The 12,908-nt window shown below is 67.2% G+C and carries 11 protein-coding genes and 1 pseudogene; 4 read left to right on the forward strand and 8 right to left on the reverse strand.

Going from position 1 to position 12,908, the window contains the following annotated elements; all coding sequences use genetic code 11:
- Nucleotides 1-3: 3 nt before the first annotated feature.
- From AB0M74_RS10325 to AB0M74_RS10350, 6 genes are all read right to left on the reverse strand, one after another.
- Nucleotides 4-1,629, reverse strand: a complete 1,626-nt coding sequence (locus AB0M74_RS10325) for a DEAD/DEAH box helicase (RefSeq protein WP_364904349.1) — start codon at nucleotides 1,627-1,629, stop codon at nucleotides 4-6.
- Nucleotides 1,630-1,754: 125 nt separating this feature from the next.
- The gene (locus AB0M74_RS10330) at nucleotides 1,755-2,693 is read right to left on the reverse strand and encodes a M48 family metalloprotease (RefSeq protein ID WP_364904352.1); all 939 of its coding nucleotides are present in this window, start codon (nucleotides 2,691-2,693) and stop codon (nucleotides 1,755-1,757) included.
- A 62-nt stretch (nucleotides 2,694-2,755) separates the two neighbouring features.
- Nucleotides 2,756-3,148: a BlaI/MecI/CopY family transcriptional regulator gene (locus AB0M74_RS10335; RefSeq protein WP_364904354.1), complete on the reverse strand. Its 393-nt coding sequence runs from the start codon at nucleotides 3,146-3,148 to the stop codon at nucleotides 2,756-2,758.
- A gap of 36 nt (nucleotides 3,149-3,184) precedes the next feature.
- On the reverse strand, nucleotides 3,185-4,075 hold the full coding sequence (locus tag AB0M74_RS10340) for an ABC transporter ATP-binding protein (protein ID WP_364904357.1): 891 nt from the start codon (nucleotides 4,073-4,075) through the stop codon (nucleotides 3,185-3,187).
- The gene (locus tag AB0M74_RS10345; protein ID WP_364904805.1) at nucleotides 4,072-5,163 is read right to left on the reverse strand and encodes an iron chelate uptake ABC transporter family permease subunit; all 1,092 of its coding nucleotides are present in this window, start codon (nucleotides 5,161-5,163) and stop codon (nucleotides 4,072-4,074) included. The genes AB0M74_RS10340 and AB0M74_RS10345 overlap by 4 nt, the downstream gene beginning before the upstream one ends.
- A gap of 47 nt (nucleotides 5,164-5,210) precedes the next feature.
- The gene (locus AB0M74_RS10350) at nucleotides 5,211-6,215 is read right to left on the reverse strand and encodes an iron ABC transporter permease (protein ID WP_364904807.1); all 1,005 of its coding nucleotides are present in this window, start codon (nucleotides 6,213-6,215) and stop codon (nucleotides 5,211-5,213) included.
- Nucleotides 6,216-6,438: 223 nt separating this feature from the next.
- Here AB0M74_RS10350 and AB0M74_RS10355 point away from each other — a divergent pair, with 223 nt between their 5' ends.
- Nucleotides 6,439-7,152 carry a hypothetical protein gene (locus AB0M74_RS10355; protein ID WP_364904360.1) on the forward strand — a complete coding sequence of 238 codons (714 nt, stop codon included), beginning with the start codon at nucleotides 6,439-6,441 and terminating at the stop codon, nucleotides 7,150-7,152.
- Nucleotides 7,153-7,185: 33 nt separating this feature from the next.
- Here AB0M74_RS10355 and AB0M74_RS10360 read toward each other — a convergent pair whose 3' ends face one another.
- Nucleotides 7,186-7,593, reverse strand: a complete 408-nt coding sequence (locus AB0M74_RS10360) for a TIGR03668 family PPOX class F420-dependent oxidoreductase (protein WP_364904809.1) — start codon at nucleotides 7,591-7,593, stop codon at nucleotides 7,186-7,188.
- A gap of 227 nt (nucleotides 7,594-7,820) precedes the next feature.
- Between AB0M74_RS10360 and AB0M74_RS10365 the strand changes: the two genes are divergently transcribed.
- From AB0M74_RS10365 to helR, 3 genes and pseudogenes are all read left to right on the forward strand, one after another.
- On the forward strand, nucleotides 7,821-8,342 hold the full coding sequence (locus AB0M74_RS10365) for a hypothetical protein (RefSeq protein WP_364904363.1): 522 nt from the start codon (nucleotides 7,821-7,823) through the stop codon (nucleotides 8,340-8,342).
- A 928-nt stretch (nucleotides 8,343-9,270) separates the two neighbouring features.
- Nucleotides 9,271-10,130: pseudogene (locus AB0M74_RS10370) on the forward strand (hypothetical protein).
- 38 nt (nucleotides 10,131-10,168) lie between these two features.
- Complete coding sequence (helR, locus tag AB0M74_RS10375; protein ID WP_364904366.1) at nucleotides 10,169-12,400, forward strand: RNA polymerase recycling motor ATPase HelR; 2,232 nt, start codon at nucleotides 10,169-10,171, stop codon at nucleotides 12,398-12,400.
- A 189-nt stretch (nucleotides 12,401-12,589) separates the two neighbouring features.
- On the opposite strand, the gene AB0M74_RS10380 is transcribed toward helR, so the two are convergent.
- Entirely contained in the window at nucleotides 12,590-12,796 is a 207-nt protein-coding gene (locus AB0M74_RS10380; RefSeq protein WP_364904368.1) for a hypothetical protein, read from the reverse strand.
- Between the last annotated feature and the right edge of the window lie 112 nt (nucleotides 12,797-12,908).

Here is a 12,908-nt window from a genome sequence, read left to right on the forward strand (position 1 = left end):
GGTCTAGTTTGCCGTGCGGTTGCCGTTACCTGGTACGCCCTGGGGTCGACCGGCGCGTCGACGTGTATTTCCGGGCGTGTCACCCGCGGTGGTCCGGGTTGGCGCGGCCTTCGACGAACCGGTCGCGCGCCCGGTCGAACTCGTCACGTGACCGGTTGTCGCCGCACCGGCAGTCCGGTTCGACGACGCCGCGCCCGCGGTACGTGACGTCTTCGTCGCACCCGCTGCGCGGCCTGCCGCTGCCGCGGTGCCTGCCGAACGGCCGGAATTCTTCGTTGCGCCTGCGCCGTGCCCGCCCGAACGCGCGCCGCGACCGCTCGACCCGCGACCGCCTGCCGCGGCACCGCCGGACTTGCGGCTCGCGGACCCGGATCGACCGCCGGTTGCCGTGGACTTCGGCTCTGCATCGTTGGCCACCGCGGCAACGATGGGTATGCCCGATGGCTGCCTGGCACCGGTGATCGCGATCAGTCGCCGATCTCCCGGACCTACCGCCACCGCGTCGATATCCACACCCGCCTTGCGGGTCATCTTGTCGACGTCGTCACGTTCGTCCTCGGTGACCAGCGTGACGACGACACCGTCCTCGCCCGCGCGGGCCGTACGCCCGGCACGATGCAGGTAGGCCTTGGACTCGGCGGGCGGATCTACGTGCACGACAAGAGAAATCCCGTCCACATGGATACCGCGCGCGGCGACGTCGGTGGTCACCAGCACCGGGGTCGAGCCGTCGGAGAACGCGGCGAGGGTTCGGGTCCGGTTGTTCTGCGCCTTGCCGCCGTGCAGTGCGCCCGCGGCGATGCCCGCGGCGCGCAATTGCTTGGCCAGCCGGTCGGCGCCGTGCTTCGTCCGTACGAACATGATGGTCAGACCGTCGCGGGCGGCGATCTCGGCGATGACGGTGCGCTTGTCGATCTTGCGCAGATGCAGCAGATGGTGCGACATGGTCGCGACCGAGGCCGACGGCGGCGCGGTCGAGTGCGTGACCGGGGAATTCAGGTAGCGCTTGACGAGCTTGTCGACCTCGCCGTCCAGCGTGGCCGAGAACAGCAGTCGCTGACCTTCTTTCGGCGTCCGGTCCAGCAACTTGGTGACCTGGGGCAGGAAGCCCATGTCGGCCATGTGGTCGGCCTCGTCCAACGCGGTGATGCGGACTTCCGAGAGATCGGCCGAGCGCTGATTGACCAGGTCTTCCAGTCGGCCCGGTGTGGCGATCAACAGGTCGACGCCGCGCGCGAGCCGGTCGGCCTGACGCTTGATCGGCGCACCTCCGACCACCGCGGCGACGCGCAAACCGAGCGAAAGCGCCGGATTGTCCAGTGCGCGCTCGATCTGTGTAGCCAGCTCCCTGGTCGGCACCAGCACGAGGCCGCGCGGTTTGCCCGGCTTGGCCGACGCACCGGCGAGTTGGGCGAGCATGGGCAACCCGAAGGCGAGCGTCTTACCGGAACCCGTCGGCCCGCGCCCGAGCACATCCCTGCCCGCCATCGCGTCGGGCACCGTCGCGGCCTGGATGGGGAACGGAGCCTCGATGCCGTCGTTGCGCAGTGCCTGCACCAGCGGGACCGGCAGACCCAGATCGGCGAAGGTCACGTCGGGCGCCGCGGTGGCAGGGGTCGAGGAGGTCAAAGGTGTGTGTGCCTTTCGTGTCTCGGCGCGGCGGGGAAACCGGGCACGGGTGGTGCCTGCCGAGAAAGTTGGCCCGGCCTTCGGGAAACGAGCTGGGGCCGGGTGGTCAGCGGGGACCGGGTGATTCAGTTGCGGAGCAGCCGATCCAGTTCGACCAGCCAGGGTACCGCGACGGCCATGGTCGGAACGACAAGGATGGCCGCCGACCCGAGATAGGCGGCTGAGGCTACCCGGATATCGCCGATACGTCCGCCGAGACGCTGGATGCGGATCAGCGTGGTCGGCCCGCCCGCGGCCAGCGCGCCCTGTGGAGCGGTGGATTTCGAACAGGCGACCAGCGCCCGCGCGAGCGGTGTCGGGCCGGTCACCTTCACGGCGGAGTCGTCGGCGAGTAATTCGATCAGCAGCTTCACCGAGCCGAGCGCGGCCCCGCTGCGCACCACTCTCGGGAAGGCTTCATGGACCGCGGTGAATGCCTCGAGCACCAGGTCGTGGCGGGCGCGCAGGTGCGAGCGTTCGTGACTGACGATGGCGGTGACCTCGGCATCGGCGAGATTGGTCAGCGTGCCCTCGCTGAGCACGACCCGTTGGCGCAAGCCTGGGAGGCAGTAGGCGATCGGCTCGTTCGAGGCGAGCACCCGGATGTCGGCTGCGCGGCGATGCGGTCCGCTCTGGTCGAGCAGGTCCACGAGCATGCGGTGACGAGCGCGCCGTCTGCGGGTATGTACGCCGACTCGAATCACCGCGTAGATCAGCCGGGCGCCGATCATCAGGGTCAGCGCGAACACGAAGACATAGGCCAGCCACAATGGCAGGCCGAGTGCGTCGATTTCCCTGGCCGGCGAGGTGGTCGGTCGGCCATCGGGTCCGGGGACGAGCAGTTCGGCGGCGATGGCCAGGCCGGAGCCGAATGCGCTGAGCACGGCGGCCAGCGCGATGGCCTGCCACAGTACGAGCGCGGCCCGAGGCGTCCGGTATGTCCAGGTCGCCCGGCTCAACAGTGCTGGGGCAGGCCCCGCGAGAAGCAAAGCGAGTCCGGCGAATACCGGCGCGGTTGCGTTCATCGACTCAGCTCACTGCGTTGTGGGGCCAGGGCGCTCACGGCATTGTGAGGCCAGGTCCAAGATTACTGCGCCGGCGGCGCAGTGCCCTCGGATGCTTCGAGCTTAGCGAGTGCTTCGCGCAAAGCATCAGCCTCATCCCTGCCGACCTGCTCGACGAAATGGACGAGTGCCGCCGCTCGGCTGCCCGCTTCGTCGGCCTGCTGCAATGCATCGAACATCAAACTGGCGACCAGCTCGTCGCGAGTGTGCACCGGCGCATAGCGGTGCGCGCGATCGTCGCGCCGCTGGACGACTAGGTTCTTCTTCGCCAACCGCTGCAACACCGTCATCACGGTGGTGTAGGCAAGCTCACGTCGCGCAGCCAATGCCTCGTGCACCTGCCGGACCGTTTGTGGTTCGTCACTCGACCACAACTGGTCCATGACCGCTTTCTCGAGTTCACCAAGTCCTGCCATCCCACAAGTTTACGGACTCAACGACACAATTGCGTACTACACGTCGTCGTAACTGTCCGATAGCTGTGTGGCATTTGTCATACTCGACGGCTTCGGCCCGTAGTCCGTGCGCACATGCCTGGTGCCGATGGGCACGATCATCGGCCGCCCGGATACCGGATCTTCCAGCACCGAGGCGTCGAGATCGAACACCTCGCGCAATAGCTCGGCATTGATGATGTCACCCGGCTTGCCCTGGGCGACGATCCGGCCCGCCCGCATGACAATCAATTCGTCGCTGTAGCGGATAGCCAGATTGAGGTCGTGCAGCACCATCACCACGGTCCGGCCGAGATCGTCGTGCAACCGGTCGACGAGATCGAGCACCTCGAGCGAGTGGGCGAGATCGAGGTAGGTGGTCGGCTCGTCCAGCAGCAGGATGTCGGTGCCCTGGGCGAGCGCCATCGAGATCCAGGCCCGCTGGCGCTGCCCGCCGGAGAGTTCGTCGAGCGGACGGTCGGCGAGATCGGCGATGCCGGTCTGTTCCAGCGCGGTCATCACCTCGGCCTCGTCGGTGACCGACCACTGCCGGATCCAGGATTGGTGCGGGTGGCGGCCGCGAGCAACCAGATCGGCGACCGTCAGCCCTTCCGGCGCGACAGGGGACTGTGGAAGCATGCCGACCACGCGGGCGACATCCTTGGTCTTCATCGACGAGATCGCCTTGCCGTCCAACAGGACTCGGCCCTGCCGTGGCCGCAGCAGGCGGCCGAGCGAGCGCAGCAGCGTCGACTTGCCGCAACCGTTCGGGCCGATCACGGTGGTGATCACGCCGGGGGCGACGTCGATGCAGAGTCGGTCGACGATGACGCGATCGCCGTAGCCGAGGGTGATGTCCTCGGCGCACAGCCGGTGCGCGTCGGCGCTTTCGGCGGATGCGGTGGTCATGACAGGGTCGCCTTCCGATTCATACGCACGAGCAGGTAGAGCAGGAACGGACCGCCGAAGGCTGCGGTCACCACACCGACCGGCAAATCCACCGGAAACAGTGTTCGTGACGCCACGTCCGCGCCGACCACCGCGATGGCACCGACGAACGCAGAGCCGATGAGCGGTTCGCCAGGTGTTCGCAGCAATCTGCGTGCGATCTGGGGTCCGGCCAGGCCCACGAAACCGACTGGGCCGACGACCGAGGTGGCAACCGCGGCGGCCACGACAGCCGCACCGATCAGCACTGCCTGTTGTGTTTGGATCCGCACACCCAGCACCCGGGTGGTCTCGGTGCCGAGGCGCAGCGCGGCGAGTGTGCGGGCCGAGCCGAGCGCAACCACGACGACAACGGTCAATGCGAGCGTCGCCGGGATCAACCGGGACTTGTCGGTGCTGTTGAGCGACCCGTTGAGCCAGAGCTGGGCGCGTGCCGCGTCCTGCAGGCTGGCGCGGGTGAGAAGAAAACTGATGCCGGAAAGGAGGAATGCATTCACACCGATGCCGACGAGTACCAGCCGCAGACCGGTGACGCCGTGGTCACCGGTCGGGCTGCGTCCCCACGCGAGCAGATAGATCGCCACCGCGGTGAGCAGCCCGCCCGCCAGTGCGGCAAGTGGAGTGCCGACCGTTGTGGCGAAACCCGTTGTGGCGCCGCCGGTTCCGACGATGACCGCCACCGCGCCGACGCTTGCTCCCGCGGTGATGCCGAGAACATCCGGCGCGGCGAGCGGGTTGTGCAGTATCGACTGGGTGAGGGCGCCTGCGAGACCGAGCGCGGCGCCCACCACCACCGCGGTGAGCGCGCGGGGGAGGCGCGACTCCAGCACGATGAAGCGCTGAGAGCGTGTGCCGCCGCCGGTCAGCACGTCGAGGGCTCGGTCGACAGGAATGTGCGCGTCGCCGATCGTCATGTCGAGACAGAACATGGCGAGAAGTACTGCGGCGAGTATCGACACGATCAACAGCATCATCGGCCGGAACATCAGCGACAGCGGGCCGATGCGCAGGGCAGGGCGGATCCGGCCGAGTCCGGCGGATTCTCCGATGTCTTCGGACGGTGGGCTCGTTGTTGCCGGTGTGTTCGAGGAAAGCGTCACAGGTTCACCAGCTTTCGGCGCCGCACGAGCAGAATGAAGAACGGCGCGCCGATCGCGGCGAGGGTGACACCGACCTCGAGCTCGCCGGGCCTTGCCACGACGCGTCCCACGATATCGGCAATCAGCAGCAGCGATGCGCCGAACAATCCCGAGTACGGGATCAACCAGCGATAGTCGGGCCCGGTGAACACTCGGGCCAGGTGGGGCACCATCAATCCGAGGAAGGCGATGGGGCCGACGGCGGCGGTCGCGGCTCCGCACAGCAGGACGATCGCGGTCAGTCCGAGCGCTCGGCTGCGCCCGACATCGACACCGAGCCCACGGGCGACATCGTCACCCAGGCTGAGCAGGTTCAACCCCGGCGCCATCGACACCGCCAGCACCAGACCGCCCGCCAAGAACGGCAACACCTGCCAGAACACCTCGGCGTCGCGCCCGCTCACGCTGCCGACCACCCAGAACCGATATGTGTCCAGCGCCGTGGCATCCAGCAGCACAACGGCATTCGTCATCGCCTGCAGGAATGCGGTCACCGCCGCACCCGCCAGTACCAGGCTCAACGGGCTCGCCTTCCCGCCGCCGATGGACGACACCGTGAACACCACGAGCCCCGCGATCAGCGCCCCGGCGAAGGCGAACCAGATGTACTGCTCGGGCGCGGTGAAGGCGAAGAGGTAGACGCTCAGGGCCGCGAGAAACGCGGCGCCCGCATTGAGGCCGAGCAGCCCTGCGTCGGCGAGCGGGTTGCGGGTGTAGCCCTGGACCAGCGCACCGGCGATGCCGAGTGCCAGTCCGCAGGCGAGGGCGAGTGCGGTGCGGGGTAGCCGAAGTCCGCGCACGATCTCTTCGGCCGTCGATCCGGCCTGGCAGTGGAAGGGGCCGTCAGGGCAGGTGAGTGCGTCGTGCATCGCGGCATAGACAGTGCCGGGCGAGAGCGTGCGGGTCCCGATCGCGATACCGGCCACCGCAGCGGCCAGCAGCAGAGCCGTCAACAGGAGCAGTCCGAGCCATCGTCGGCGTGCGGTATTCGCCTGCGGCTCGGGGCTGCGTGGCCGCGCCTGTTGCGCAGTTTTCGATCGTGCCGCTTTCGACGCGGCGGTGCCTGATGCCGTCACGGCGACGAACTACTCCTGACGTTATTGTCCTGCGCGGGTTGCAAGGTCTGGTAAGCCTAACCTATCTTCCGCTATGGACCCATGACGGAGCCGACCCCGAGGAGGTTCGATGCCCGAGCCAGTGATGACCTACGCGGCCCGCCGCTCCCACGTGGAATTCGGGCGCGCGTGTAATCGGCTTCGCGCACTGCAGCCGGAATACCCGCGCGTCTACGCGGTGGCTGCAATGTCCGAGCAGGGCAAACGTCGGTGGTGGCGACTTTCGGATGGATTGCGGGAGGGGCGGATCGAGCTGATGTACCGTCGCCACGCGGCGGAGATGATCAGCGCGGACACTGCCGCCGAAGTGGTGGCGACCGCCCTGATCCACGCGGTGATCGGCCGGGTGGTCGCACTGGTGGTCTCCGAGGGTCGGGCCTGGGATCCGGGGCTGGAGAACCTCTGGATCCACACCGACAACGATGGCGGTATCGATTGGGCGGGTCTGGTGGACACCACCATTCGCGTGCTCGATGGTGACCGGTTGGTCGGGGAGGCGGGTGTGGTGACGCTGCCGTGTGCGCGTGCGATGTACCTCTGGCTGGCGCACCGGTGCGAGCCGTCGCTGACGATGATCCAGTACAGCCTCGCGCGCTGTTCGGCCTTGAGCGCCCGCCGCTTTTGGTCGTTGGTCGGCGAATCCATCATCGGCGCAGCGACTTACGTGCCGGACCTGGCGCGCACGGATGCTCTGATGGGCGCGCAGCGTGGCCAGGGGTTGCTCATGGCGTTGGAGGAGCGAGGCCTGCCGGTGCGGCGAACGGTGGGTTGCCTGATCCGGTAGCCCGAAATGGTGACCCGTGCGGCGCATCGGGCGTCAGCTCGAACTCCATCCCGACCAGCGGTGGACGTCGACGGCGATTACCGGTCCAGGGGGCGGCTGTTTCGTGTAGTCGGGATAGCGTGTGGCCAACTGGCGCTTTGCCATTCGCGCCTCCTCGGCGCCGACGATACGGGCGTTGCCGTCGGCGCGTGCCCACCATAGCTGTGCCCAGTCGTCGTCATAGTGGTCGACGAGCACGCTGACCGCCGGATTGGCCGCGATGTTCGCCAACCGTCGCAACTTCGTGGATGTTTTGGGCTTCGCGTCGACACTCGTGTAGACGACGTCGTCGACCAGGATGAACACGATCGGGACGATGTGTGGCAGGCCGGACGTCGACGCGGTCGCCAGCCTTGCGACCGGGCTGGTCGCGAACCGTCTGCGTGCTTCGTCGGGACTCAATCGCATGCCGGCCTCCTCGAATTGGCGCGGTGTCCACAGCAAGTATGCGGCGAACGGGACTTGTTCGTGCTGCCACACCTGTCCGTGTCGCCCCATTGACTAACGATAAGCAGCTGCCTATCGTATGCACTTGCAGATCAATCTGGCCTCTAGCTGAGTTAAGGAGGACGGGGCAGGTGGTTCGCGCCGTGGATGGTGCGGCTCCGCTCTATCGCCCCTGACTATCAATGGGAAAAACACCACCTCTGTGGAGGGATCTCGTCGACGACCGCAGGCTGCCGTGGCAAACCTGGCGTCGGCACCGCGCGCCCGGTTCGTCACTGGCCGACCTTGTGCTCAACAGCAAATGGAAATCCGGAACAGCGGCCCGAGCCGGTGGCCCGTTCATGATCAGCATGACCCAGTACACGACCACTCGAGCGACTGACATTCCGGCCATCTGGCGTGCCTCTGAGCGGTTGGGTGATCAGCTGGCGATGATCGACGGTGCGGTCGGCGTGCTGACCTATTTTCGACCCGCACGCCGTCAGGTCGGGTCGCTGTCGATTTGGGCGGACGACAGGGGATTGGCGAAATTCATGGGCCTGCCCTACCACGTCGAAATCATGCGGAAGTATCGGCCGCGCGGTCTGCCGATACGGTCGGCCAAGTGGTGGACCGAGGAATTTCGCATCGGTGCGGCGATGATGGAGGGATTGCAGCTGCTCGACGATCACGATGAGCGTCGTGTGGTGCGCCCCAAGGTATGACGAGGTCACTTGGGTGCCTTGGCACCGCAACTGCGCTCAGGTGAGTGGATGGCCCCACGGCGTCTTCGATGTGAACTTCGCGCTGTGGGTGCCGGGCCATGGCCGAGACCAGCCGACGCCGATGCCCCGATGGTGGTTGATCCGAACGCGGTGTAAACCGAGGAACAGGAGACGTCTGCGGTGGTGTTCTGCAGCGGAGGGGTCAGCAGGCGATCCAGCAGGTTCCAGATCGGCTTTCGTGTATCAGTCGGTGAGGCAGGTGCTGTAGTGCGGCGGATGCGGCCGTTTGAGCCACGGCGGGGTTTCTCGGCCCCCTGATAATCGATACGAGGCGCGCGCTGCGGCGGTCGTGCACTCCCGAGAATTGCTCTCCGACAACGATATCGATGAATGTGCCGTCGCGACGTTCGTACTCGAAACCGGTGTACCGGTCGAAACTCTTCTGCTGTGCCTCCGCGGGAATCGTTGCGCGCTCGCGGTATCGGAGGTCGACCGTGGCGCGGGCGCCGTCCATTATCTGGCGCTCCACGCGAATTCGACGCGATGGTCACTCTGGAGGTCGGGAACCACCATGCAGGGCGAAGCCATGCCGGTGAGGGCGCTGACTACGGTGTCGGGTGACGTGCCCTGTTTCGGTCGTCGCGCGAGGTTGGCCATCATGCTGCGCATCAACGTCTCCGGCGGAGAACAAGTTTGTGCGCTGGGCGCTGTCGAGACGGACAAGGTTGCCAGAACAGACTTCTCATAGGAGATGAAATAGTCGCAGCCGCTTTCTCCCAGCTCGGCGCGTGCAGACGATGAGGCAAAGGAGGGTGCCCACTCCTTCCACTCTCAACTTATAACGCACCGGGGGGCTTGCGGCAAGACCCGGGTTGTGCCGCAGAATTGCCGGCCTAGGCCAGAACCCGTGGAAATCGGAGTCGTGAAATTGCGTGAGTTGTTGTCGACGTATGGGTCGCGTGGGGGCGTCGAACCGCTGGTGGGACTCGCGGTGCGGTTGCGGTCACTCGGCGCGGAGGTGCGGGTGTGCGCGCCGCCGGACGAGGACTTCGCGCAGCCGCTGGCCGGTGTCGGTATGCCGATGGTGCCGGTCGGCCGGTCGGTGCGCGCGCTGACGACTACGGCGCCCCCGCAGGCATCCATGCCCCAGCGCGCGGCCGAAGTGATCGCGGCCCAGTTCGAGGCGGTCACCACGGCGGCGGAGGGATGCGACGCGCTGGTGGCGACCGGCATGCTGCCTGCCGTGGCCTGCGCGCGGTCGGCGGCCGAGAAACTGGGCAACGTTCGTGACTACGTCATCGGTGACCAGCCGTGGCTGGCATCGGATCCGACCCTGGACCCGTGGCGGGAGACGCCCGACCTCGAAGTCGTACAGACCGGCGCGTGGATCCTGCCCGACGCTCGCCCGCTCCCGGACGAACCGGTGGCGTTCCTGGATGCGGGCCCACCGCCGGTGTACGCGGGCTTCGGCAGTATGCCCATGCACGCCTCGAAGGACATCGCCCAGGTAACCATCGAGGCGATCCGCGCGCAGGACCGCCGCGTACTCGTGGCCCGTGGCTGGGCGTACTGGGCAGGCTGGATTGCCGACCCGGGCATCGGCGCTGCCCACGCCAGGCCGACCCGACCATCGAGTCCCTGTCCGCCGCGCTCGCGACGGCACTCACCTGCGAGACCCGCGCACGAGCGACCGCGACGGCGGGCACGATCCGCACCGACGGGGCGAGGGTGGCCGCGACTCTGCTACTCGACGCTGTCAGCCGAGAAAGAAGGCGGGTGTCTGCATGAACCACGTGGGATCGTCGAGCCGGAAAAGTAAGGGGCATATGTCAACTCGAGGGTACGAAGCGGAATTGCGGTCCGAGCGGAGCTACGTGGCCGAGCTCTACACACGGCTCGACGTCGAGCGCACGCGAGTGCAGGGTAAGTACAACGCGGCGTTGCGGGGAAACGGCGGGACACCGATGGAACGAGAAGTCGAGGTGCGCGCGCTGGCGAAGGAAGTGAAGCGGCTGGACGTCGCCGACAACGGGCTGTGCTTCGGTCGGTTGGACACCCTTTCGGGCGAACATTCGTACATCGGCCGGATCGGCCTTTTCGACGAGGGCAACGAGTACGAACCGGTGTTACTCGATTGGCGGGCGCCGGCGGCGCGCGCGTTCTATGTCGCTACGGCCGCGACGCCGGAGAACATGCGTCGCCGCCGCCAGTTCCACACCCGCGGGCGTCAAGTGGTCGGCTTCACCGATGATGTGCTCGGCCGCCCCCGCGGTGGCGAGGGAGGGGACGCAGCCCTACTTGCGGCGGTCAACGCGCCGCGCGGTGACGGGATGGGTGACATCGTGGCGACGATCCAGGCCGAGCAGGACGAGATCATCCGGCTCGATCACCCAGGGGTGCTGGTGATCGAGGGTGGACCGGGCACCGGGAAGACCGTGGTGGCGCTGCACCGCGTCGCCTACCTGCTCTACACCCAGCGGGAGCGGATGGAACGCCAGGGTGTGCTCGTGGTCGGGCCCAATCCGGCGTTCCTCAACCACATCGCCCGTGTACTGCCGTCGCTGGGCGAGACCAATGTGGTGTTCACGACCACCGGCGACCTTGTGCCCGGGCTGCGCGTCACCGCCGAGGACACCCCGCACGCCGCGCGGCTCAAGGGCTCGCTGAAGATCCTGGACGTGCTCGCGGCGGCGGTCGCCGATCGCCAGCGACTGCCGGAGGAACCGGTGACGATCGAACTGACGGACGTGACGGTGCGGATCGACGCCGAGACCGCGGAGTGGGCCAGGACGGAGGCGCGCGCAAGCAGGCTGCCGCACAACGAATCCCGCGCGGTGTTCCGCGAGATCATCACGTGGGCGCTCACCGAACGGGCAATAGCCCGGATCGGCAGGGGTTGGCTGACGCGGTCGGACCGCGAAGCCTGGGAGCAGCTGCGAGAGGACCTGCTCGAGGAGCTCGCCGATCACGACGCTTTCACCACCGCGCTCGACGAGTGCTGGCCGATACTGTCGCCGGACACACTGCTGGCACAGCTGTACACGTCTCCCGAACGGCTGCGAGCGGCAGGCGCCGACCCGGCGCTGCTGCGCGCCGGCGGTGACGCCTGGACGGTGTCGGACGTGCCGCTGCTCGACGAACTGGTCGACCTGCTCGGCTGCGACAAGCCCGCTGACCAGAGCGTCGAGCGGGAACGGAAAGCCGAGGCCGAGTACGCCGCCGGCGTGCTGGACATCATGATCAGCCGCGAGGACTTGATGGACGACGAGGACCACCTGCTCGCCCAGGACTTGCTCTATGCCGAGGACCTGGCAGATCGCTTCCTCGAGCGCGACACTCGGGAACTCGCCGAACGCGCTGCCGCGGACCGGGACTGGACCTACCGGCACGTCGTGATCGACGAGGCCCAAGAACTGTCCGAAATGGACTGGCGGGTGCTGATGCGCCGCTGCCCGGGCCGATCCTTCACAGTGGTGGGAGATCTCGCCCAACGCCGGTCGGTGGCCGGAGCGACCTCATGGGACACGATGCTGCAGCCGTACGTGCCCGGTCGCTGGGCCTACCGGTCGCTGTCGGTGAACTACCGCACCCCTGCGGAGATCATGGCCGTCGCCGCCACGCTACTGGCGGAGTTCGCACCTGGGGTCACGCCACCGGAGTCGGTCCGCGCGTGCGGCGTCCGGCCGTGGTCCAGGCGCGTCACCGACGACGAATTGCCCGCTGCCATAGAGGAATTCGTCAGGGACGAAGCCTGCCGCGAAGGCACCAGTGTCGTGATCGGGCCACCGGGTGTGCCGGGCGCGGTAGTGGCGTCGGAGACGAAGGGATTGGAGTTCGACGCCGTTCTGGTCGTGGAACCAGAACGGATCCTCGCGGACGGTCCACGCGGCGCGGCCGAGCTCTACGTCGCCCTCACCCGCGCCACCCAACGCCTCGGCGTGCTGCACCAGGAGCCATTGCCGCAGGCACTGACCGGACTTGCCGAAACCGGGACATCCGCCCAGGCCGGAATCAACGGTCGGCGTAGTGCCGCGGGGAAGCTACCGGCACAGGGCTGATCCGGCCGCCCGGTCGAGGAGCGTCGACGACGAGGGTCGGCGCGTCTCAACCGTGGCCTGTGGCCCGCGAGTGAGTCGAACTTGTGCATCCCGCTGCAGCGGGATGCACCCTCCTTACCGAACGAAAGCAGCACGGCCGTGAGCTGGCGCTCCCGGCCGCCGCTGCTGTTGGTTCGGCGAGGATCTGGACTACATGGTGCCGGTCCAGATGATGGCCATTGTGGCGAAAGTGAGGATCGTGACGCAGACGCACATACGTGCGACGTTGCCCCAGTTGTGCATTGCCTTGCGGACGGTTTTGCCGATCTCGGCCCACATGATGGTTCTCCCTTGGTGGTTACCCGGTGCGGGGTGCACCGTTGCGACCGAGGAGACCAGTGCTGGTCTGTCGTCCAAAAGTGTTGGGACGAAAAAAGTCCTTCCTGCCTGGTGAAATGCGGTTACTATCAGTGTCTTTCGGACGTCCGGACTATGTCCGGACGCCCCGTACATCTACTTCGCCGAGGGG

Source organism: Nocardia sp. NPDC051463, from assembly GCF_040681975.1.
GTDB lineage: Bacteria > Actinomycetota > Actinomycetes > Mycobacteriales > Mycobacteriaceae > Nocardia.